The 22,841-nt window shown below is 67.6% G+C and carries 14 protein-coding genes and 1 tRNA gene; 4 read left to right on the forward strand and 11 right to left on the reverse strand.

What is annotated here, in order from left to right:
* Positions 1-804 precede the first annotated feature (804 nt).
* From ACFWVD_RS21845 to ACFWVD_RS21855, 3 genes are all read right to left on the reverse strand, one after another.
* A tRNA-Pro gene (locus ACFWVD_RS21845) sits at positions 805-878 on the reverse strand.
* Positions 879-935: 57 nt separating this feature from the next.
* A complete protein-coding gene (locus ACFWVD_RS21850) occupies positions 936-1,427 on the reverse strand; it encodes a pyridoxamine 5'-phosphate oxidase family protein (RefSeq protein ID WP_379245552.1) in 492 nt (163 codons plus the stop codon).
* Between the two features lie 28 nt (positions 1,428-1,455).
* A complete protein-coding gene (locus ACFWVD_RS21855) occupies positions 1,456-3,735 on the reverse strand; it encodes a hypothetical protein (protein WP_379245554.1) in 2,280 nt (759 codons plus the stop codon).
* A gap of 109 nt (positions 3,736-3,844) precedes the next feature.
* Between ACFWVD_RS21855 and ACFWVD_RS21860 the strand changes: the two genes are divergently transcribed.
* Positions 3,845-4,291, forward strand: a complete 447-nt coding sequence (locus ACFWVD_RS21860; protein ID WP_379245556.1) for a YybH family protein — start codon at positions 3,845-3,847, stop codon at positions 4,289-4,291.
* Here ACFWVD_RS21860 and ACFWVD_RS21865 read toward each other — a convergent pair.
* The gene (locus tag ACFWVD_RS21865) at positions 4,288-4,692 is read right to left on the reverse strand and encodes a MarR family winged helix-turn-helix transcriptional regulator (protein WP_379245558.1); all 405 of its coding nucleotides are present in this window, start codon (positions 4,690-4,692) and stop codon (positions 4,288-4,290) included. The genes ACFWVD_RS21860 and ACFWVD_RS21865 overlap by 4 nt on opposite strands.
* 77 nt (positions 4,693-4,769) lie before the next feature.
* Here ACFWVD_RS21865 and ACFWVD_RS21870 point away from each other — a divergent pair, with 77 nt between their 5' ends.
* The 3 genes from ACFWVD_RS21870 (at position 4,770) to ACFWVD_RS21880 (ending at position 8,403) form a co-directional block, all read left to right on the forward strand.
* Positions 4,770-6,587 carry an ABC transporter ATP-binding protein gene (locus ACFWVD_RS21870; RefSeq protein WP_379245560.1) on the forward strand — a complete coding sequence of 606 codons (1,818 nt, stop codon included), beginning with the start codon at positions 4,770-4,772 and terminating at the stop codon, positions 6,585-6,587.
* 137 nt (positions 6,588-6,724) lie between these two features.
* A complete protein-coding gene (locus ACFWVD_RS21875) occupies positions 6,725-7,387 on the forward strand; it encodes a HEAT repeat domain-containing protein (protein ID WP_379245562.1) in 663 nt (220 codons plus the stop codon).
* Positions 7,388-7,395: 8 nt separating this feature from the next.
* The gene (locus ACFWVD_RS21880; RefSeq protein ID WP_379245760.1) at positions 7,396-8,403 is read left to right on the forward strand and encodes a MerR family transcriptional regulator; all 1,008 of its coding nucleotides are present in this window, start codon (positions 7,396-7,398) and stop codon (positions 8,401-8,403) included.
* Between the two features lie 29 nt (positions 8,404-8,432).
* On the opposite strand, the gene ligA is transcribed toward ACFWVD_RS21880, so the two are convergent.
* From ligA to ACFWVD_RS21915, 7 genes are all read right to left on the reverse strand, one after another.
* The gene (ligA, locus tag ACFWVD_RS21885; protein ID WP_379245564.1) at positions 8,433-10,424 is read right to left on the reverse strand and encodes an NAD-dependent DNA ligase LigA; all 1,992 of its coding nucleotides are present in this window, start codon (positions 10,422-10,424) and stop codon (positions 8,433-8,435) included.
* A gap of 57 nt (positions 10,425-10,481) precedes the next feature.
* Complete coding sequence (locus ACFWVD_RS21890; RefSeq protein WP_379245566.1) at positions 10,482-11,051, reverse strand: dihydrofolate reductase family protein; 570 nt, start codon at positions 11,049-11,051, stop codon at positions 10,482-10,484.
* Positions 11,052-11,101: 50 nt separating this feature from the next.
* Entirely contained in the window at positions 11,102-12,748 is a 1,647-nt protein-coding gene (locus ACFWVD_RS21895; protein ID WP_379245568.1) for a bifunctional 3'-5' exonuclease/DNA polymerase, read from the reverse strand.
* An 80-nt stretch (positions 12,749-12,828) separates the two neighbouring features.
* A complete protein-coding gene (locus ACFWVD_RS21900) occupies positions 12,829-14,247 on the reverse strand; it encodes an MFS transporter (RefSeq protein ID WP_379245570.1) in 1,419 nt (472 codons plus the stop codon).
* Positions 14,244-14,954 (reverse strand): hypothetical protein, encoded by a 711-nt coding sequence (locus tag ACFWVD_RS21905; protein WP_379245572.1) that lies wholly within the window; start codon positions 14,952-14,954, stop codon positions 14,244-14,246. The genes ACFWVD_RS21900 and ACFWVD_RS21905 overlap by 4 nt, the downstream gene beginning before the upstream one ends.
* On the reverse strand, positions 14,951-16,357 hold the full coding sequence (locus tag ACFWVD_RS21910) for a condensation domain-containing protein (RefSeq protein WP_379245574.1): 1,407 nt from the start codon (positions 16,355-16,357) through the stop codon (positions 14,951-14,953). The genes ACFWVD_RS21905 and ACFWVD_RS21910 overlap by 4 nt, the downstream gene beginning before the upstream one ends.
* Complete coding sequence (locus tag ACFWVD_RS21915) at positions 16,357-22,761, reverse strand: type I polyketide synthase (protein ID WP_379245576.1); 6,405 nt, start codon at positions 22,759-22,761, stop codon at positions 16,357-16,359. The genes ACFWVD_RS21910 and ACFWVD_RS21915 overlap by 1 nt, the downstream gene beginning before the upstream one ends.
* Between the last annotated feature and the right edge of the window lie 80 nt (positions 22,762-22,841).

Consider the following 22,841-nt stretch of genomic DNA (forward strand, 5'->3'; position numbering starts at 1 on the left):
GGTTCGAGACATCTACCGACGGCCAGAACGACCACCGATGCTCCGGCCAAGCATTCGGTCTGCCGACCGCTCCCATCCTGCTCGCCCAACTCGACATCGAAATCACCGCGCCCGGAACGAACTCGGGCGACCGGAAGCAAGCCCGTTGCGAGACCCCGTACCGCTACGGGCCCGATACTCAGCGCTTCCGCAGGTCAACCACTGTGGATAGCGAGTGTATCCCCCTCCGGACACGCACGATGGCCCTCAGGGTTCTCCGTGTTGACACTCCGTGCGCACCGCACTCTCTGCCACCCACAGTGGTGAGCCTTGGCGACGCCCGCTACTCACTCATGCAATGCCCCGGACGCTTTGCCATCGACACCGCCGAAACGCAGGTACGGCGAAGGCCGCGTGCGCAGCACTCGAACCAGCGCAACCGAATAACAGAAACTGCACATCTACGATCGGAATCAGTGGGCAGCGATGGGAGGGTGCCAGTCGCTCGCACTTGGGCCGAGCCCGTACCGGCGGAAGATCCGCCAGGTGGTCCGGAGATCAGTCGGAGCGAAGAATTCAGCCTTGCCAGCGATCGGAAACAGGCTGCTCAGGACCCCACCTGGGCCGATTTTCGTGATTTGCATCACATAACGATGCGCGGCGGCCCCTAGTGGGCGAAACCATGGGTTTGAAGGCCTTTCAGAGGCCGCCAGATGGGCTGGTTGAAGCTTTTAGTGTGCAATATGTGTCCATTTGGACCCAAACGTTGCAGGTCTCCAGATACAGAAGAACCCCCTCCGACCGAGGTCAGAGGGGGTTTCACTGTCGGGCTGACAGGATTTGAACCTGCGACCACTTGACCCCCAGTCAAGTGCGCTACCAAGCTGCGCCACAGCCCGTTTCTTGCCCCCGTCTCCGGGTGCTCGAAAAGATTACCCCACCTCTGACCGAAGGTACTAATCGGCTGGTAGAGGCCATTTTTCCGTCGATGTGGAGGCGCGATGCGGACGGATCGACCAGTTGGTCGTCCCGCCCATGCCGAAGGCGCGGATGTGAACGGCACGGGTGGGCCGGACGGCTACGAACACCATGTCGGGTGAGTCGTCCGGGCCACCGGGGGCGAAGTCGTTGAGGTCGTAGTCGAATACCCCGTTCCACAGGCCACGCTTGGTGCTCACGTCGGCGTAGATCTCGGCCTCGCCCCACACCTCGACGCCATCGCCGGCCGCGTCGATCTGCCAGTGCATGGCGACTCGAGGGTGGTGAGAGATGTTGCGGGCCTTGACCGATAACGCACCGGTCAGAAACCAGATCGTGTCGCCCTGCCACGCGGGGTGCACGGGAGAGACGTCGGGGTCGCCATCTCGACCCACGGTCGCCACGTGCGCCCATTCGCTCAGGACGGCGGTGGCCTGTTTGATCTCGGTGAGGTCCATGAGCCCAGCCAACCGTCTCCCCCTACGGGACAGTCAACCCCTACCGGGCCAACACCTTCGAGCTCTGGTCACGCGGTCGATCGACGACCTCACCATCACCCAACGCAGACACCGAACTGGTGAGCAGAAGCCCATCCGACCGCCGCCGGTTGCGCACAAACCACCACTGCAGCGCGCCGATCCCGGTCACCCCGAGCGAGAAGATCGCGATCCCCAAATACATGCCCGGCGGTCGCCACGTGACCTCGAGCTGCGCGTTCTCGGTGCCCGCAGGAACGATGACGGAGACGAAGATGTCGTCGACGGCTTCGACGTCGAGGTCGCGGCCGTCGAGCGTGGCGCGGTAGCCGGGCCACATCAGGCGGGCGAATGTCACGCGGCCGCCGTTCTCGGACGAGACTCGGGCGGTGCTCGTGTAGCCGGATTCGGTGAGGGAGACCGCGTCGACGCCGTCGGCGGTGGCGGCGATGCGGCCGTTGGTGGTGGAGATCGGGCCGCTGTCGCGTTCGAGGACCCAGATCCATTTGTCGTTGGGTGGGTAGTCGACCCAGTGCCAGCCCGCGGGTGCGGGGTGCCAGCGGACGTCGGGGTAGACCAGGCGCATCAGGGTGATGCGGTCGACCTTCATCAGGTCGACGATGGGTTTGCCGGTTTTCGGTTCGATCTCGAAGATCTTGCCGAGGGATTCGGCGCAGGTGCTGCCCTCCCAGAACATGCAGATGCGGTCCGAGAACGCGCGGTGGCCGATCGGGGTGTAGCCGTTGACGTATTCGACACCGGGGACCTCGGCGGAGAAGCCGACGACCAGGGAGGTGTAGACGCCGTCGCTGTTCTTGGCGTCACCGGGGAAGGCTTGGCTGTTGCCCAGTTGCAGGGTGGTGCCGTCGAAGTCGGGGAATCGGGCGGCGGCCTCGGAACGGCTTTCGGGCAGACTCCACGACATCGGATGCGGGAACGACTCGTCGACTTGGTAGTACGCGATCGGCGCGATGGTCGCCAGCAGTGCCGTGCAGGCCGCTGTCGGTCCCCATTTCGCGTACAGCAGCGTCACGACCGCGCCGAGCGCGATCACCACGAGTGCCGCCGCCAGGTGCACCTGAATCCGGTCGTAGGGCGCGGAGGCGACCGCGCGCACCCACAGCACCGCGACCAGCACGACCGCCACCGCGCCTCGCGTGCGCCAGTTGGCGAGGCTGCCGTGCCTGCTCAACAGCACGCACCCGAGCAGCAGCAGGGCGAGCGCGACCATGGGCAGGACGCGGGCGGGCCAGCGCAGGGGGCCCAGTGTCGCGGGTCCGGCGGTCCAGATCAGGGTGATCGCGGCGAAGATCGCGATGCCGCTGATCTCGCGCGCACACTTCGCCGCCGCCTTCCAATCCACGAAGGCCAGGCCGGGGATGAGGAACCAGGCGATGTAGACGATCGGGAACGGTTGGATCAGTCCGAACCAGGAGTTGAACGACGGCAAGTTCGTGGGCAGGCTCGCGCTCAGCGATTCCGACCACGGCACCGTCATGAAGCCGTCGTTGCGGATCGAGTTGTCGGCCACGCGCCAGGTGACTTCCGAGGACAGCAGGCTCGGCAGATAGGTGATCGCCCCGGCCAGCCCGGCGCATCCGGCGGCCAGCAGCAGCCGCAGCGACGGCCACGGCGAGCGCTGATACAGCCACTCCCCCGCCGCCACGGCCACGATCATCAGCGCCGCTTCGACACCCGGCCACACGTAGCCCACGGTGATCGTGAAGAACAGGAAAACGAACACCGGGATCGGGCCGCTGCGTCCTCGCGCGTAGCGCACTGCCGACGCCCACGCGTGCGCCAGCCAGGCGGTTCCGGCCAGGCCCAGCACCCATGTGGCCTGATCGAGAAACAGCAGCCACCCGGAGAAACAGATCGCCACCCCGGCCACCGCCGCCCACTGCGGCTGCGCGCGATAGGCAAGGCAGATCCGAAAAACGCCCAGCGCGAGGATGATCGAATACGCGAGCTTGACCACCGTGGCCAGCACGACCATGTTGTCGAACGAGGGCGCGATCGCCGCGACCAGCAGCTGCGGCGGATTGAACAGGCTGGCCTGACCTTCGATCAGGTAATTGCCTGCCATCCAACGCTCGGGCTCCAGCCCCGGAAACACCCCGTTTCGCAGGTGCCGCCCGACTGTCAGCCACAGCGGAACATACTGCGCCTCGGTGTCGTCGGTGTAGAAGTGCCGGGCATTGGCCAACAGCACCCCCACGTACCCCACGATCACCCCGAGCACGGTCACGCCGGCCCATCCCGCCGTAATCCGTCGGGTGCCCCGCATACCGTCGTCTTCCACAGCTCCGGGACATTACTTGGCGCCCTACGTGCGCGCATCTTCCCCCATGCCGATCGACGATCGTGCAGGGTTGTCGGTGAGACCAGGACGCAGATCTGAGAGGAAGCCGATGACAAGGCAGTATTCGGGCCCGATGTCGGGTAGCCGCCCGACAGCCGGCGTGGCCGAGACAGATGCCACCGCGACGGCCGACATCGAGGCACTGTTCCGAACGCTGGAACAGGCGTTGGTCGCCAAGGATGCCGCCGCCTTCGATCAGGCATTCACCGACGACGTCGTGTTCATCACCCCCTCGGGGGCCATCTTTCGCGGCTGGGAGGAACTGCACTCCTACCATCGAGAACGCCTCGGCAGCGCTCCCGACGCCCGCGCCCACTTCGAACTGCTCGTGGTCCGCTTCCTGACACCCGACCATGCCGTGGTCAACGTAGAGCAGACGCTGCGCACACCGGAGTTCTCCGTCACCAATCGCGGAACGTGGGTGCTCGTCCGGCGCGATGGGTCCTGGTGGGTCTGTTCGGTGCACAACACCAACGTCGCCGGGTCGATCGGTTAGCGGACGAGCTTTCCCAGAATGTCGCGCAGCGCGGCGCGCTCTTCATCGGTGAGTCGGCTGAAGAAGTCGTCGGCGTCCTTTGTTCGGGCGTCGGTCAGGGTGTCGAGGGTTCGCTTGCCCGATGCGGTGACTGTCACGAGGATTGCTCGGCGGTCGGTCGGGTCGGGGTGGCGGGTTACCAGGTCGGCTTCCTGTAAGGCGTCGACTACTTCGGTGGCTGAGCGGGGGCTGATGCGTAGTGCGTCGGCGATGGCCGAGAGGCGTAGGCCGTTGTGTTCGCCGGTGACGCGCAGGGCTCGGGCCTGGTGGGGGGTGAGTCCGATCGGGGCGTATGCCGCTGACCAGCGCCGACGGAGCGTTCTGGCTACCTGCATGAGCAGGTCGCTGTCGTTGTCGGGCATAAACTCGCCTCTCGGTTTGTTCACCTAACCAGATAGTGAGGTAACCTCAGCATACTTGCACAGCCCAAGGGGGTTGCATGAAAGAGAAAGACTCCGCCGGCGGACGCACCCGTCGCCTCGACCCGGCCGACCGCGCGCAACTGCGCGAGTCGCCGGTTTCCCTGCGTCGGATCGTCGCGCTGTTCGCGCCGTACCGGCTGCAGCTCACCGGGCTGACCGTGTTGATCGTGGCGGCTTCGACGATCGGTCTCGCCTCGCCGTTCCTGCTGCGGATGATCATCGATGACGCGCTGCCGCAGCAGAACGTGTCGCTACTTCTGTGGGCCGTGGGCGGGATGCTCGCGGTGACCGTGCTCACCGCGGTGCTCGGCGTCGGCCAGACGCTCATTTCGACCACCGTCGGGCAGCAGGTCATGCACGTGTTGCGCGCCGACGTATTCCGCCATCTGCAACGGCAGTCGCTGGCGTTCTTCACCCGCACGCGCGGGGGCGAGGTCCAGTCCCGACTGATCAACGATGTCGGCGGGATGCAGTCGGTGGTCACCAGCACCGCGACCTCCATCGCCAGCAATGTCACCACCGTGGTGGGTACCTCGATCGCGATGACCGTGCTGTCGTGGCGGTTGTCGCTGCTGTCGCTGGTGGTCCTGCCGCCGGCGATCTGGTTGACCCGGCGCGTTGCCCTGCTTCGCCGCACCATCACCGCCCAGCGCCAACGTCACCTCGCCGACCTGCACGGTCAGGTCGAGGAGGGGCTGTCGGTGAGCGGCGTGCAGCTGGGTAAGACGCTGGGCACCGGGCCGCTCGCGTCGGCGACCTTCGAGAAGACGTCGCACGACCTGGTCGATCTCGAAGTGCGCGCGCAGCTGGCCGGGCGCTGGCGGATGGCCACCATGAGCATCGTGTTCGCGGCGATTCCCGCCCTGCTCTACCTGGCCGCCGGACTCCCGGCGACCAGCAGCGGCATGACGATCGGCACCTTGGTCGCGTTCACGACCCTGCAGGCCGGGCTCTTCCGGCCGCTGATGGCGCTGCTCAACGTGGGTGTGGAAGTCACCAGTTCGATGGCACTGTTCAGCCGCATCTTCGGCTACCTCGACCTGCCCGTCGAGATCGATGAGCCCGCGCAGCCGATCGACCTCGACCCGCGCGATGTCGTGGGCGAGGTCCGGTTCGAGGACGTCAGCTTCCGCTATGACACCGAGGGCCCCGCTGTCCTCGACGGCATTTCCCTCGTCGTCCCGCCGGGGTCGACGCTGGCCCTGGTCGGCGAGACCGGCTCCGGAAAAACCACCCTGGCCTCGCTGGTCGCGCGACTGCACGACGTGACCGACGGTCGAGTGACCATCGACGGCGTCGACGTGCGCGACCTGGAACTGGGCACCCTCGTCCGCATCGTCGGCGTGGTGTCCCAGGAGTCCTACCTGCTGCACACGACCATTCGCGAAAACCTCCGCTACGCCAAACCCACCGCCACCGACGCGGAGATCGAACGCGCGGCCCGCGCCGCCCAGATCCACGAACTGATCGCCGCACTCCCCCACGGCTACGACACGGTGGTCGGGTCGCGCGGTCACCGCTTCTCCGGTGGCGAGAAACAACGCATCGCCCTGGCCCGCACCCTGTTGCGCGACCCACGTGTGCTGGTGCTCGACGAAGCCACCAGCGCGCTGGACAACGAGACCGAACGCGCGGTGCAAGCCGCCATCGACGTGGTCGCGCAGGGCCGCACGGTCATCACCATCGCCCACCGGCTCAGCACGATCCGCGACGCCGACCAGATCGCCGTGCTCGACCACGGGCGGGTCGTCGAACTCGGCGACCACTCGACCCTGATCGACGACGGTGGACGTTACGCGCGACTCAACGGCGCGGCCGAGGTTGTGGCCGCCTGATCAATCGCAGTTCAGACGAGTGGTACAGGTGATGCGCACGGTCCTGCCGGGCGCGACGGTGAGCGTCCTGACCCGATCGAGCGCTTGACCCTGACACAGTGACAACGTCTTCACTGGAGGTTGGAGGTGGTTCCGACATGAACTCGACATCAGGACAATCGGTGGATCCGCGGCTGCTTGCCGCGCTGAGCGCGCAGGATGCGTCGACCCGGCTGCAGGCCGCGCTGGCCGCGGGCACCCATGCCGACCCGGCGCTGCTGGGTCCGCTGGTGGACCGCTGCGCGGTGGAGGCGGACTTCTTCGTGCGCGACATGCTCACCTGGGCGCTGACCAGACTTCCCGCTGAGCTGACCGTGCCCCGGCTGCGCGCCGAGCTGGAGTCCGACGGCGGTCAGGCCCGGAGCCAGGCGTTGCACACGCTATCCAAGATCGGCGATCCGACGGTGTGGCCGGCGATCACCTCGGCGCTGCTGCGCGATCCCGATGATGACGTGGCGCGTAGCGCGTGGCGGGCCGCGGTTGTCCTCGTGCCGGACGCCGAGCGCGAGGCATTGGCCACCGAGCTCGCTACCCAATTCGCGCGCGGTGATCGGGACGTTCGGCGCAGCTTGAGCCGCGCGCTGACCGCGCTGGGCGAGGTGATCGCCCCGGTGTTGGATCGGGCGGCGACCAGTGCCGATCCCGAAGTGCGGGCGCACGCGTTGGCCACCGAGCAGTTGCTGCGTGACCCGGATGCCGCGTTCGATCTCGACATCGACGCGGCGAAGCGGGTCGCTGCGCTCGACGGCGCCCCGTGCTGATCGGCGAGGTGGCGCGGCGTTCGGGAGTCAGTACCCGGATGCTGCGCCACTACGATTCGCTCGGGCTGGTGCGGCCCACCGGGCGCACCGTCGGCGGGTATCGCCAGTACTCCGATGCAGATATCCGCAGCATCTTTCACGTGGAAAGCCTTCGGACGCTTGGCCTCTCGTTACGCGAGATCGCCCGGATTCTGGCAGATCAGTCGTTCACGCCGCGAACTCTGGTGAGCGATCTCATCGAACGCACGGAGCATCGGCTGGTGCGGGAGCGCGAACTGCTCGATCGGCTGCGCGCGGTCGAGAACGCCGAGCCCGACGACTGGCGGGATGTGCTGCGCATCGTCGAACTGGTTCGCGCGCTCGGCTCGGCCGACCCGCACAACCGTTTGCAGGCGGTGCTGAACCCGGCCGCGAACGAGCCGGTGCCGACGGGCCTGCTGGCCGCGGCGGTGCTGGCCGAGACCGAGCCCAATATGGCGGGCGCCCTGCGCTGGGCGCTGTCGCGGGCCGGCGGCGACGGCCTGGTCGCGGTCGCGCCCGGACTGGCCTCGGTCGACGTCGAGGTTCGGCGGCGGGCGGTGCTGGCGGTGGCGGAGATTCCGGGCGACGCCGCGACCGAGTTGCTCACCGCCGCGCTCGACGATCCGGACTCCGGGGTCCGTGGTCACGCGGCCCTGTCCGCCGGTCGTCGTGGCGTGACCGCGGCCGAGCCGGTCCTGGTGGGGATGGTGGTCGCGGGGGTCAACGATGTCGACGCGAGCGAAGTGCTGGGCGAGCTGTCCGGTGATCCGGAATCCGCCGATCGAATATTGCGCGCGCTGACCGACGCGCTGACCGCACACGCCAACGACGCGGGCATCCGAATCCGGCTCATCCAGGCATTGGTGGAGCTGCCCGGCACCCGCGCGCTGGCGGCCCTGCGGCCACTGAGCGCGGACCCCGATCATTCCGTCGCCCTCGTTGCGAAGGCCTTCACCGCACTGGTGGCCTCGCGGGCGACCAGCCAGGATCACTGATCGCGCAGCTCAGTGCATTCGACCGCCCGCTAGACGACCTTGGCCTCGATCAGCAAGTTCCAGATTTCGCCCTGGTCGACGACCTCCACGCCGAGTTTTTCCGCCTTGGCGAGTTTGCTGTCGCCGACGCCCGCGCCGGTGATAAGCATGTCGGTGTTGGCCGAGACCGAGGAGACCGTGGTCGCGCCCGCCTGTTCGCACAGTCGTTGGAAGGTCGGGCGGGCAACCTTTTCGCCGGAGCGGGGGTCGCTGATGGCGCCGGTGATGACGACCGTTTTGCCCGCGAGGGGGGCGCCGGCCGCGACGACCGGGGGGAGGTCTTCTTCGCGCACATCGAGATTGACGCCTGCGGCTCGAAGGCGTTCCAGTTCTGGACGCAGGCGAGTGAGGTGAGCTTCGAGGGAGGCAGCGACCTTGGGGCCGATGTCTTCGACTGCGACCAGGCGTTCTTCGCCCGCGTCGGCGACTTCTTCCAGGGAGCCGAAGCCGGAGCGGGCCAGGCGGGCGGCGGTGCCGTCGGAGGCCATGGGGATGGCTAGGCCGATGAGGGCGCGGCGCAGGCCTACTTGGCGGCTGGCGTCGATCGAGTCGATCATGCGGGCAGCGGAGATTTCGCCGATGCGGTCGAATTCGAGGAGGCGTTCTTTGGTCAGGGTGTAGAAGTCGGAGGGGTTTTCCAGGATGCCTGCCTCGGCGAGGCGTTCGATCCAGACTCCACCGATGGCATCGATGTCCGCGGCTGCTCGCGAGGCCCAGTGGATGAGACGGCGCACTGTTTGCGCGGGACAGGAAACGTTGGTGCAGAACAGTTCTCGGCTATTGCCCTGTTCGGTGACCGGTTGGCCGCAGGAGGGGCAGGCGGTGGGCGAGATGATGTCGATTTCTTCGCCGGTGCGTTTGGAAGCGTCGAGAACGCCTGCTACGAACGGGATTACGTCGCCTGCTCGGCGGACGAGGACGGTGTCGCCGACCTTGATGTCGCGGGCGCGGATCACTTCCTGGTTGGCCAGGGTTGCCTTGGTGACGGTGGTGCCGCCGACGAAGACGGGTTCGAGCCAGGCGACGGGGACGATTTTGCCGGTCTTGCCGACATCCCAGATGACTTCGCGCAGCAGGGTGGTCTTTTCCTCGGCGGCGAACTTGAAAGCGAGTGCGCCGCGAGGAGAGTTCGAGCGAGTTCCGGCCGCCGCGTAGGCATCTCGGTCGGCCAGGCGTAGTACAGCGCCGTCGATGTCGTAGTCCAGGTCGTTGCGGCCTGCCTCGATGTCGGTGATCGCGGCCTGTGCCTGCGCGGCGTCGGCGCACAGGCGCATCTCCGCTCCCGCGACGCCGATGGCGCGCAGCCCCTCCCCCAGGTCGTGGGCGGCGTCGTCGGCGGAGGCGTCCAGGTCGAAGCCGAAGAATTGCAGGCGACGGTCGGACACGGTGGACGGGTCCTTCGAGCGCAAGGTGCCCGCTGCGGCGTTGCGGGGGTTGATCAGTGGCTTGTCGGGGTGCGCGACGTTGTAGGCGATGAAAGTGGATCGCAGCATGACCGCCTCGCCACGCACCTCCACGCGCCCCGGCAGGTCGATCCGCTCGGGAACCCCGTCGACCAGAGCGCGAACCAGCGGGGTCACGTCGTCACCGGTGGTGCCGTCGCCGCGGGTGACCGCGCGCATCAGCCGCCCGTTCTCGTAGACGATGGCCAGGGATAACCCGTCCAGCTTGGGCATGACGACCACCGACTGTCCGGGGAAGCGGTTGAAGAACGCCTCGACCTGCTCGGGTTTGGTCGACTTCTCGAGCGACAGCATCGGTCGCGAGTGCCGCACCGGCGCGTGCAGTACCGCGGGCGCACCGACCTGCTCGAGCGGGTTCGGGTCAGGCGTGAGCTCGGGATTGGCCTCGATCAGCGCGCGCAGTTCGTCTTCGACCGCGTCGAAGTCGGCGTCCGCGACCAGCGGCGTGCCCTGGTAGTAGGCGTCGCGCAGCTCCACCATGCGGTCCGCGAGCTCTTGGATTCGTTTGCCTGTTTCCACGCCACGAACGCTACCGAAACCCACCGACAGGAACGGCAGGGACGCGGCCACAATGGCTCAGCGGGCGATGCGGTAGGTCAGGTGGGTGACTCGCGGCGACGGACGGCAGTCGGTTCGCTGCCACACGGTCGGCACGCAGCCCTCGAACAGGCGGGTGCCGCCGCCGAGGATGAGCGGGGCGAGGTGCAGGGTGAGGGTGTCGATCAGGTCGGCTTCGAGGAACTGGCGGATCACGTGGGCGCCGCCGCGCACGGCCACCGCCTTGTCGCCTGCGACGGCGCGGGCTCGGCGCAGGGCCTCGGGCAGGCTTGTCACGTACTCGAAGCCGGACGGCAGGTCGTCGGTGACGCGGGAGGTCAGCACGAAGGCCGGCGTCGAGAAGGGGTTCTGGTTGCCCCAGCGGTCGCCGGCTTCGAACATGGTGCGCCCGACGATGACCGCACCGGTTTCGGCGTCGAGCTTCTCGACGAAGTCCGCGTCGGCGCTGTTGGCGGGATCGGTCAGGTCGCCGAAGATCCAATCATGGAGGGGTCGGCCGCCGTCGCCGAGCCCGTTGCCGGGGCCCGCGTGGGGACCGGCGACGTAGCCGTCGAGGGAGAGGGTGATGTCCGCGTGAATTGAGGTCATGTTCGATTAGACGCCCGCGCCACGCGAAACTCATCGCAGCCCGATGCGACCTATTTCGCGTCGCCGTAGCACTGCACCACCGCGGTGGTGAAAGGGAACCGAACTGGGGTGTGTCCGAAGGCGATTCGGCCCGCGGTGTTCGCGGCGGTGGCGATCGCCGCGGCGACTGTTTCGGCTTCGTCGGTCGGGCAGTGCACGATCACTTCGTCGTGTTGGAAGAAGACCAGTTCCGCGCGCAGGTCGCGCAGCGCGTGGCGCAGGCCTGCCAGGACCAGCAGAGCCCAGTCGGCGGCGCTGCCTTGGACCACGAAGTTGCGGGTGAAGCGGCCGCGGGCCCGGGCGGCGGAGTTGGTGCGGGTGTCGGGGGGCGGTTCGAAGTCGTCGGGCGGCACCGACAGGGGTGTGCAGGTGCGGCCCAGCCAGGTGCGGACCAGGCGGCCTTCTTCGCCGGCGTGGGCGGCGTCGTCGACGTAGGCGACGGCGGCGGGGTAGCGGCGGCGCAGGTTGGCCATGTGGGTGAGGGCGTCGCCGGAGGTTTGGCCGTAGATGGCGCTCAGCAGGGCGATTTTGGCTTGGTCTCGGTCGCCGCCGAAGCCGCGGGCGGCCAGGTCGGCGTAGAGGTCGTCGCCGCGGCCCGCTACTTCCATCAGGCCGGGGTCTCGGGAGATGGCGGCGAGTACTCGGGGTTCCATCTGGTCGGCGTCGGCGACGACCAGGGACCAGCCGGGGTCGGCGCGGATGGCACGACGGATCACCTTCGGGATCTGTAGTGCGCCACCGCCATTGGTTGTCCAGCGGCCGGATACTGTTCCGCCGGGCAGGTATTCGGGGCGGAAGCGGCCGTCGTGGACCCATTGTTCGAGCCAGGACCAGCCGTTGGCGGTGTACAGGCGGTACAGCGATTTGTAGGCCAGCAGGGGGGCTACGGCGGGGTGGTCGATGTTCTGGATTTCCCATTTTCTGGTGGAGGACAACAGGATTCCGGCGCGGCCGAAGGCTTTGATGATGTCGGCGGGTAGGTCGGGGCGGACTCGGAACCCGAATGCCTGGGAGACTTCGTCGGCCAGTTCCGCCATGCGGCGTGGTTCCGAACCGCCGGGAAAACGTTCGCCGAGAAAGGAATCCAAGAGTTCCCGGTGGACGTCGGCATGCCACGGGATTCCGGCGAGACCCATTTCCGTCGCGACGAGCATTCCCGCTGATTCCGCGGCGAGCAGCAGGCGCATACGGTCGGGATGTTCGGTGCGGGCTGTGCGGGCGATCTGTGCGGCGTAGACCGCGAGCAGGGCGGTGAACTCGTCAGTGCCCGCGGGGAGCGGCACGGGGCCGGAGTCGAACAGCGACGGCTGGGTTTCGGCGGCGCGCAGAGGACCATCGGGCGGAACGGGCAGGTTGTGCAGGCGTGCCCATGCGGCGGCGAGCGAGCGGGGTTGGCCCGACTGCCCTTCTTCGTGGCCGATCAGCAGCGATTCGGCTGCCTGCACGTCGTAGCAGCGCTGCACCCACACACCCGCCGCGAGCAGGGGCCGATAGATCTCCGCGGTGGATCGCCACACCCACCTGTCGACGTCGGGTCGCGAGCGCACCGCCTCGATGAGCGAGGGTTCGTCGACCACGGGCCCGGCGGGGTGTCCGTCCTGGTCGAGCGGGCACAGGCGAGCGCCACCGTCACCCGTCTCCGCTATCGCCCATCGCACCTGCCAGAGTCTGGCACCGGGGTACGACAACCTGCGGCGACGCCACACGAGACTCCGGCAACCGCGCGAGACCCGACGCTTCACACAGCCACAGCAGCAGCCTGTTCTCGACGCGCACGTGACGGCATCGCCAACGTCATCACCGCGAGAACCAGCGCAACACCGGCGATGGCCCCCATCATCATGATGCTGCCCCCGAGCGTGTGCGATCGGAAGAACACCGTTGTCAACACCGCCAAACCCACCGCATTCCCAACCTGTTCGACAGTGGGCAGCACCCCCGAAGCCTCAGCCATCCGCGCCGAATCCAGCCCGGACAACATCATCGGCTGCAACTGCACCCCGAACACCCCTACCCCGAACCCGGCGGCGAACACCGGCCCGGCACACAGCAGCGCGCTCGCCACCCCATCGACCAGGTACAGATAAACCCCACCCGCCCCGATGCACCCACCGAACAGCGCGATCCCCCCGGCCAACGCCCAGATATCCCAGCGCGGAACCAAAACCAGCGACCCGATGGCCCCCGCACCAGCACCCAGCGCGAACAACGTCATCACCATGCCGGTGAGCAACGGCGAGTACCCGAGCACATCCTGCATGGTGATCGAGGCCGCGAACACGAACGCGGTGAACAGTCCGAAGAATGCCCCCACCAGCACCGACCCGATCCGGAAGCCGTGATTGCCGAACAGGTCAAGCCGCACGAGTGGGCTCGCACCCCGCGCGGTGCGGCTGCGCTGCTGTGCGAGGAACACCCCGACGAGCACGACCCCGGCACCGACCACCGCGAGCAGGTCCAGTCGCCACCCGTGTTCCTGAATCTGCGCCATCCCGGCGATCAAGGCGAACAATCCGAGCCCCGACAGCGCAGCCCCGACCAGATCGAGCTGGTGTCCCCCTTCGGGCTTACTCCGGTCCAAAAACTTCCAGGCCAGCGCGAACGCGAACACCCCGATGGGCAGGTTGATCAAGAACACCGACCGCCACCCCCACCCGCCGATATCGAGGGTGAGCAGCACCCCGCCCACGATCGGCCCGAGCATCCCGGCGAACCCCGCCACTCCCCCGTACAGCGCGAACACCAACGGATGCCGTTCGCGCGGAAAGCCAGCCGTGAGAATCGCGATCGTCTGGGCCGCCATCCCCGCGCCCGCCGCACCCTGCACCACTCGCGCGATCACCAATTCGGTTGCGCCGTCGGCCAATCCACACCACACCGACGCGGCAGTGAAAGCAACCACCGACACCAGGAACATCCTGCGCCTACCGACCATCGCACCGACCCGCGCCGCAGTGAGTAACGTGCACGCGAAAGCCAACGCGTATCCCGAAATCACCAGCAGCTGAGCGGATCTGGATGCACCGAGGTCGGCGGTTAGATTCGGCAGCGCGGTATTCACGATCGTCACGTCGATCATCTGCATGAACACCGCGATCAGGCACGCACCGAAGGCCAGCCACGCACCGAGCTCACGCGTGTCGAGCTTGACGGTCATGACACCAACTCCATCGTGGCGCGCGGGGCCGACATCGACATCTGCGTCGGGAAGCTGACCTGCACCAGCCGATGCGGTTCCGCGACCTCGAACAGCGCGAGGAACGGCGGCACGACGGAGCCGACCATCTTGTCCAGCATGGGGTTCACCTGGTCGAATCCCGGCCGCATCCGCACCTGCCAGCAGGGAAACACCCCGGCGGGCCCCGCGAACACGACCTGTTTCTCCACCCGGACCAGCAGCGGCCAGTGCACGGAGAACGACAGCCACGCGTCGACCGTTTCGACCAGCCCGTCGGCGAATTCCAGCCCGCGCAGCAGGGTGAGCCCGCCGGCGATCGGCATCACGTTCGCCGGGAACGGCTCGGGAAGGCCACCGAACTGCAGGTGCACGGTGTCGGCGAAGTTGGCTTCTTCCCGCGACACCACCGTGGTTCCCGACAGTGTTTGCGCGCGATAGGATTCCGCGTGCAGGTATCCGTCGATGCGGCCTATCCGCTGCTCGATCGTCATGGACAGCCCGCGCTGACCCGAATCTCCGGAGCTCACTTCGAGTGTCGTGTGGTAACCGCCGCGGGCGTGCACCACGACGTGCGACACGTCCAGGCTTCCCGGTTGTCCGGCGATGCCGACGCGGTACGTCGACTTCTCGCCATCGGGGATGAAAGGATCACGAAAGATGCTGGGTTCGAACTCTTCTCGGATCACTGGTTAGCCTCGCCGCTGTCGATAATGGCTGTGAAGACCGACTTCATGGTGGTGAGGTAGCGCGACACCGAGTCCTGGGCGATCTCGGTGTCGGGGAAGATCACGCTCAGTGAGGTGCGTCCCGGCAGCCGGTTGATCCAGATCAGTGCTTCTTCGGAGGCGGCGCGGTTGGCGAAGACGCCGGCGTTCAGGCTGTCGAACAGTTCGTTGCCGAGGAAGTCTCTGGCGTCGATGAACGAGATCATCGGCGTGACCCAGCCGGGTTCGGCCTTGATCTCGGAATCGGGCGGCAGCAGTTCCAGCACCCGATGGAAGGAGGTGGGTGCCATCAGCAGGCCGCTGTCGTACGCGCGTTGGGCCAGGGTGATAGCGCGGCCGATGGTGGTGCGTTCGCTCAGTGGAAACGCGACCGGGACCAGCGTGACGTACCAGCCGACCGAATTGTTCTCCGCCGCTGTGGTTCTGGTGCTGATCGGGGTCATGCCGAAGTAGTAGTCCGAGCCGACCAGTTCCCGTTCGGCCAGTGCCGCCGCGGCGAATACTCCGCCCACGAAGTCGGCGCCGTTGGCACGACAGACCTGTTCGAAGCGGTCGGCCTGCTCGTCGTCGAGCAGTTCGATGCTGCGGTGGGCGCTGCGGTGGTAGCCGTCGGTCTTCTTGCCCAGGTCGAGCGGGAAGACCGGCAGTCGGTTGTCGTTGCCCGCCAACAGCGCCAACCATTTCCGTACTCCGGGCGAGGACAGGCTCTGCTGGTCGCTGACGAAACGTTCGTTGCGGCAGTAGTCCAGGTAGCTGGCCGCGGGGGCGAGCGGTTCGGCGTCGGCCCACAGTTGCGCGGCATAGAGCTGGGCGAAGTCGGCCGCGGACAGGTATTGCCCGAGTCCGTCGGTGTGCAGGTGGTCCACGGCCAAGTAGACCGTGGTGGAGTGTTCGTGTTCGATCGCGCCGAAGGTGAAACAGTCCCATTGGAACGGGCCGGGGGTGGTCTTCTCCACGTGTCGACAGATCGCTTCGGGGTCGTCGATGTAGCCATAGTCGACGGGGATGAACTCGACATCAGTCTCGGGGACCAGATGCCTGCGCACCGTGCCACCGGGTTCCACGGCGAACCAGGTGCGAAAGGTGTCGTGGCGCAACAGGAATGCGTGGATCACGCGGGTGATGGCGTCGCGGTCCAGGGCACCGGTGGGGATCTCGGCGGTGACCAGGCACAGTCCGGAGAACCGGAAGTCCGCGCCGGAGTGCCGGTCGGCCAGGCGTAGATACTGTTCCTGCTGTAGCGAGGGCGGCGACGGATGCACCGGTGCTCTCGCCGCGCGCGCGACCGAGTCCGCCGAGGCGAACCAGGTCACCAGGCGGCCGGGCGAGGGCCGCCATTCGTCGATCAGGCCGAAGTTCACCATCAGTGCGATCCCGCCATCGAGACGTCCGCGGGTCGATCGACGGTCCAGTCGGTCGACTCCTCGGCTTGCGGTGAGGATTCGGGTGTCGGAAGTGGTGGTGTGACAACGGGTTCCGAGGCCAGGATGAGCTCCGCGACCTTCGGTCCGGCCTGTTCGAGACTGAACGAGCGACCCATCTGCATCGACATCAGGTCGATGCCCAACGTCTTGGTCACGCGCGCGCCCAGTTCGACCGCCATCAACGAGTCGAGCCCCAGTTCTGGCACCGGCACGGTCATGTCGATCGACTCGACCGGCACGCCCATGACGACCGCGAGTTCGTCGGCCATCTTCCGGGCGATGGCGGGTCCGCGCTTGGCCTCGTCCATGGCCGCCAATTCCTCACGCAGCCTGGCCAATTCGGAGGTGTCCTTGGCCGAGGTGCGGGCCAGGGCGGCGGTGCGGCCGGTGCGTGCCAGCTGCGGGAAGGTGCCGGTCAGTTTCGCCCAGTCGGTGGGGATGATCGCCGCTCGGGTGGCGCCCAGGCGCAGTGCCTGTTCCAGGTAGGCGGTGGCGTCGGCCATGTCGATGGGGCCGAATCCCACCAGGTCCAAATACTTTTCGGCGGTTTCGTCGGAGGCCATGCCGCCTGACGCGCCCGACAGGTGGCCCCAGCCGATGCACAGTGCGCGTTCGCCGGCGGCGGCCCAGCGTTGCGCCAGGGTCTCCACGGCGATGTTGGCGGCGCAGTAGTTGTACTGCCCGTAGATGCCGTACATCGAGCCGCCCGACGAACACAGTACGAACATGTCCAAGGTGATGCCTGCGTCGGCCACGGCCTGGTGCAGTGTTTGCGCGCCATGGACTTTGGGACGGTAGACCCGGTCCAGTTCGGCGAACTGCATGTTGGCCAGGCGGTTGTCGGCCACCGCGCCCGCGGCGTGGAATATTCCGCGCAGGGGGTGTTGTGGGCTGTGCGCGCGGGCCACGATCGCGGCGACCGCGTCGGCGTCGGTGACGTCGGCGTGTTCTTCGATCACCTCGATGCCCACTGCCCGCCAGACCTCGAGCTGCCGGCGTGCGGTGTCGGTGGTGGCACCGCTGCGCCCGACCAGTACCAGCCTGCGCGCACCGCGCAGTGCCAGCCAGCGGCCCAGTGCCATGCCGAAGCCGCCGAAGCCACCGGTGATGAGATAGCTTGCACTGCTGTCGATCTCGATCGGCGGGAGGAAGGGTCGCACGGGCGGCTGCGGGTCGTCCATGCGCAGCGCGACGCGGCCAACGCGTGCGGAGCGCAGGGTCTCCTCGAACGCCTGACTCACCTCGTGGGTGTCGAAGAGCTGGTACGGCAGCGGGGTGTAGGTGCCGTCGGTGACCTTCTCGAATACCCGTTCCAGCAGGCGGGCCAGGCGTTGCGGGCGGACCGCGACCAGCCGGTCCAGGTCCATCGAGTAGTAGGCGAGGTTCTTGTCGAAGTTGGCCAGTTCCAGCAGGCCACCGGTGTAGATGTCGGCCTTGCCGACTTCGACGATGCGACCGAATTCGGCTGCGGCATTGAAGTTCTGGCGCAGGATCTCCCCTGGCGCGCTGCTGATGATCACGTCGGCGCCCGCCCCGTTGGTCAGGGCGAGGACATCGTCGACGAAGTTCAGCGATCGCGAGTTCACCGCGTGGTGCGCGCCCATCGCGAGCACGTGTTCGCGACGTTCGGGCGAGCTCGCGGTGCCGATGATGCGGGCACCGATCGCCTTGGCGACCTGGATGGCCGCGGTGCCGACGCCGCCTGCCGCGCCGTGGATCAGCACGGTCTCGCCTGGTTCGAGGCGGGCCAGGTCGTGCAGGGCGTATTCGGCGGTGCCGAAGGCGATGGTGCTGGTGCAGTGGCCGGGGTCGGTGTCGGCGGGCACGGCCACCGCCAGCTGCCGATCCACCACCGCGAACCGGCGCATCATGCCCTTGGACGCCACCGCGACCTTGTCACCGACCGCGACGTCGGTGACATTGTCGCCGACCCGCACCACGGTGCCGATGCCTTCCATGCCGGGCACGGTGCCGAAATACGTTGGGGCGAGCTCACGTTCGCCCAGCAGGCCGATGATCTTGAGCGGGTCCTTGTAGTTGAGGCCGATCACCGCCATGCGCACCTCGACCTCGCCGGGGGCGGGCGCGGGACGCGGGCACTGCCGCCAGGCCACCTGTGACAGCAGCCGGGTGCGTGGCAGGTCCAGTTCGAAGTTGGCCTCCGGGTCTGCCAGCGGGTGCGAGGTTTCCAGTTCTTCGATCCGGTCGGGCAGCGGCTTGGTGACCACCGGTGCCCAGCGCACACCGTCGCGCAGCACTACCTCGTCGGTGTTGTCGAGCGAGAACGCGCCTGGCACACCGAGTTCGGTGACGAGGTCGGCGATGGGGGTGCTCGGTTCGGTGTCGATCAGGCGCCAGCGCAGTGGGGTCTGCTCGTTGAGCAGCACGCGACGTCCGCCCGCGAGTGCGGCCTGGCGGGTGTCGGGCACGAGGTCGTTGCCGGGTACCGCGCAGGCGCCTTCGGTGATCAGGGTGGCGTGGACGGTGCCGTCACCGAAGTGTGATTGCGGCGGTGCGCCTTCCACGGTCGGGTTGGCGAATTCCGAGACCGCGACCGCGATGCGCTTGAGCGTCCACAGGTCGGTGAGGTCGTCCGTGCCCGCGCCGGCCACGACGCACACGTGCAGCCGTTTGGCCTGTTCGGCCTTGGCCTCGGCGAGGTGCGCGACCAGATCGGTCTCGAGGTCGTCGGAGGGATCGGCGCGATAGACACGGGATCCGGGCAACGCGGTGGCCAGTTGCTTGATCCGAGGGCTGTCGCCGAGCTCGACGATCAGCGTGGAAACCGTTCCCGCGTCGGCGAGTTCGGCGGGATCGATGGGGTCGCGCTGTTCGAGGGTTTCGGTGTAGTAGAAGTCGGCCATCCGGTGCAGCGGGCTGTCGCCGGGCTTGAGCGCGCCGATCTGCAGGCCGGTCAAGCGCGCGACCAGCTTTCGGTCCTGATCGAGCAGGTCCACGTCGGCGCGCAGGCGGGCGTTGGGGTCGCGGCGGGCGATGACGGTGATCTCGGCCGGGAGTTCGGCCAGCAGACGCACCGCGGTCACCCCGACGGGCACCATGACGCCCTCGTTGATCCGCTCGTCAGTGAAAAGCATTGCGGCACATTGCATCGCTGCGTCAACGACGGCAGGGTGTGCGAGATGCCGCGAGTCCGTGGCGATGGTTCCGTCGACCGTGGCCAGCACCACATCGCGCCCCACGCGCACCGAGGTGACCCGCTGGAACGTCGGCCCGTACTGCAGGCCGGCTGCTGCGAGCCCCGCGTAGAACATCGCCGGGTCGACATCGACACCCACCTCGATGGTGGGCAGTTCGACCTCGGTCTGCTCGTGACTTCCGGTCAGCGTGCGCCCCGAGGAGTGCACCGTCCACGCCGTGCCCGTGGCGCTGCGCGACCGGATCAGGAACCGGCCGCTGGCCTCCTCCACGCTCATCGCGACCAGCGGCACATCGGGTGCGCCCATGATCAACGGCGCGACGAACCGAACCCCTTCCAGCGCAACCTGTTTGCTGCCGATCCGCTGTGCGGTGGCACTGAGCGCGGCGTCCAGGTAGGCCGCGCCCGGCATGATCTTGACCCCGTTCACGACGTGGTCGGCCAGCCACGGCAGCAGCTGCGTGCCCACCTGCAGCAGCCATTCCGGGCGTCCTTCCACATCGGGGTCGCCGAGCATGGCGTAGCCGTCGGGGGTGCCGAGCCGTGCCTGTTCGAACAGGGGCAGTGCGGAGTGCAGGTGGGTGCGCTGCCAGGGGTAGCGCGGCAACGGCACGTGCGCGGCGGTGCGCTGTGGGAACAGCAGGTCGCGGTCGAGCACGCCGGCGGCGTGCAGGCCGATCAGGGTGCGGCGCAGGCTGTGTGAGTCGGACTGTTCGCGGTCGAGGGTGGCCACGGTGGTGCCGTGCACGTCCGCGTCGACCAGTGCTTCGCGAATATTGCCCGACAGCACCGGGTGCGGGCCGACCTCGAGGTAGACGCGGTTGCCGGCGCCGATCAGGTTGACCACGGCGTCGAAGAAGCGCACGGGCTCACGGACATTGGACCACCAGTATTCGGCGTTCCAGTCCCCTTCGGTGACCAGCGCGCCGGTCACCGAGGAGTACAGCGGCACCGAGGGCGCCTCAGGCGTCAGATCGGCCAGCGCCGTGAGCAATTCGTCGCGAATCGGCGCCATCAGACGACTGTGATACGGCACCTCCACCCGCAGACGACGCGCGAAAATACCGTCCTCGGTGAGCTTTTCGGCGATCTCGTCGAGCCGATCGACATCACCCGACAGCGTCAGGGAGGTGGGGCTGTTGATCGCGGCGATATCGACCCGAGGATCGTCGACGATGAGCGCGTCGGCCTGCTCTCTGCTCATGCCGATGGCGAGCATCCCGCCGGTGCCCGCGGTCGTGGCCTGCAGGCGCGCCCGGTGATAGGCCACGCGCACCGCGTCACGCAGCGACAGCATCCCGCTGACGTACGCCGCGGACACCTCGCCCACGCTGTGCCCGAGGATGGCCGCGGGCACGATGCCGTATTCGGCCAGCTCGCGCACCAGACCCACCTGGACCAGGAAGTTGGCGGGTTGGGCGACTTCGGTTCGGGTGACGCGTGATTCGTCTTCGGGCTTCAGCAATTCCTCGATGATGGACCAGCCCGCGACAGCCTGGAACTCCGCGTCGATCTCTTTGGCGGCCTCCGCGAAAACCCCACCGGCGGTGAGCAGGTCGCGCGCCATCTTCCAGTGCTGCGGTCCCATGCCCGAGAACACGAACACCGGTTCGGTGGTGCCGGAGGTGATCGTGCGGGTGGCGTCGCGGCCGGTGCCCGCGGCGTATTCGTGCAGCTCGCGCACCAGGTCGTCGGTGGAGCCGTCCACGAGCACGCCGGTGCGGAACGGGTGGTGCGCCATCCGGGTCCAGGCCGCCTCGGCCAGCCGGTCCGGGTCGGCCCCGGCGGCGATCAGGTCGGCGAACCGGCCTGCCAGCGCCCGTGCGGCACCGGTGCTGCGCGCGGACAGCGGCAGGATGCCCAGGTGCCGGGGAGCCTCGGAAGCTGGTGCGGGAGCGCGGAATTCCTGCAGGATGGCGTGGGCGTTGGTGCCGCCGTAGCCGAAACCATTGACCGCCACCGACATCGGCGCGGCATCGGCGGGCAGTGGTTGCGCTTCGGTCTGTACGTGCAGGCCCAGCTCGTCGAAGGGGATGTCAGGGTTGGGGTTGTTGAGCCAGCCCTGGGGCGGCAGCGTGCGATGTTGCAGTGCCAGTGCGGCTTTGATCACGCTGGCCACGCCCGCGGCGGCTTCGGTGTGGCCGATGGTGGCTTTCACCGAGCCGACGCCGATGGTGCCGGTCCGGCCGGACGGCGACCCGAACACCCTTCCGAGAGCCCGCAATTCAACCGGATCGCCGACCAGAGTTCCGGTGCCGTGCGCTTCCAGGTAGGTGATCTCGTCGGCGGGTATGCCCGAACGTTCGCACACGGTGCGGGCCAGTGCCTCCTGCGAATCGACATTGGGTACGGTGATCGCGGTGGTGCGGCCGTCCTGGTTCGATCCGGTCGCCTTGATCACCGCGTAGACGCGATCGCCGTCCGCCTGCGCGTCGGCCAGCTTCTTCAGCACGATCATGCCCGCGCCCTCACCGCGGCCGTAACCGTCGGCGGAGGCGTCGAAGGACTTGCAGCGCCCGTCGGCGGCGAGGAACCCGCCCTTGCACATGAGCACGAACGTTTCCGGCTGCAGCATCACATTGACGCCGCCCGCCAGCGCCACCTTGCAGTCGTCGTTGTCCAGCGCCTGGCAGGCCAGATGCAACGCGACCAGCGACGACGAGCAGGCGGTGTCGACGGTGATCGCGGGACCGACCAGGTTCAGCGCGTAGGCGATGCGGTTGGACAGCATCGTGTACGAGGCGCTGGCGGGGGTGTGCATGTCGGTGTGGAACAGCGCCGGCCCGACCACGCCGATCACCGACTGGTCCACCACGAACCCGCCCACATACACGCCCACCTGCGCACCGGCGGCCTTACCCGCGATCCCGGCGTCGTCGAGGGCCTCCCAGGTCACCTCGAGCATCAGCCGCTGCTGCGGGTCCAGCACCGTGGCCTCGCGGGGCGAGATCCCGAAGAAGTCGGGATCGAACGACCACGGGTCGGTGGTCATGAACGCACCGTGTTTGGTGTAGCTGCGCCCCGGTGTGCGGGGTTCGGGGTCGTAGTAGCGGCGCCAATCCCAGCGATCGGCGGGCATCTCCACGACGCCGTCGCGTTTGTCGACGATAAAGTCCCAGAACGATTCCGGGGAATCGATTCCGCCCGCGAACCGACATCCGATTCCGACAATGGCAATATCCGACACGCAATTTCCTCCGGCTCGACCGGTCTGTTGTCCTTCGACCGTGTGATGTCAACGTAAGGAGCGCACCAGCGTGTCGATCG

Origin of the sequence: Nocardia sp. NPDC058666 (genome assembly GCF_042714895.1) — a bacterium.
GTDB lineage: Bacteria > Actinomycetota > Actinomycetes > Mycobacteriales > Mycobacteriaceae > Nocardia.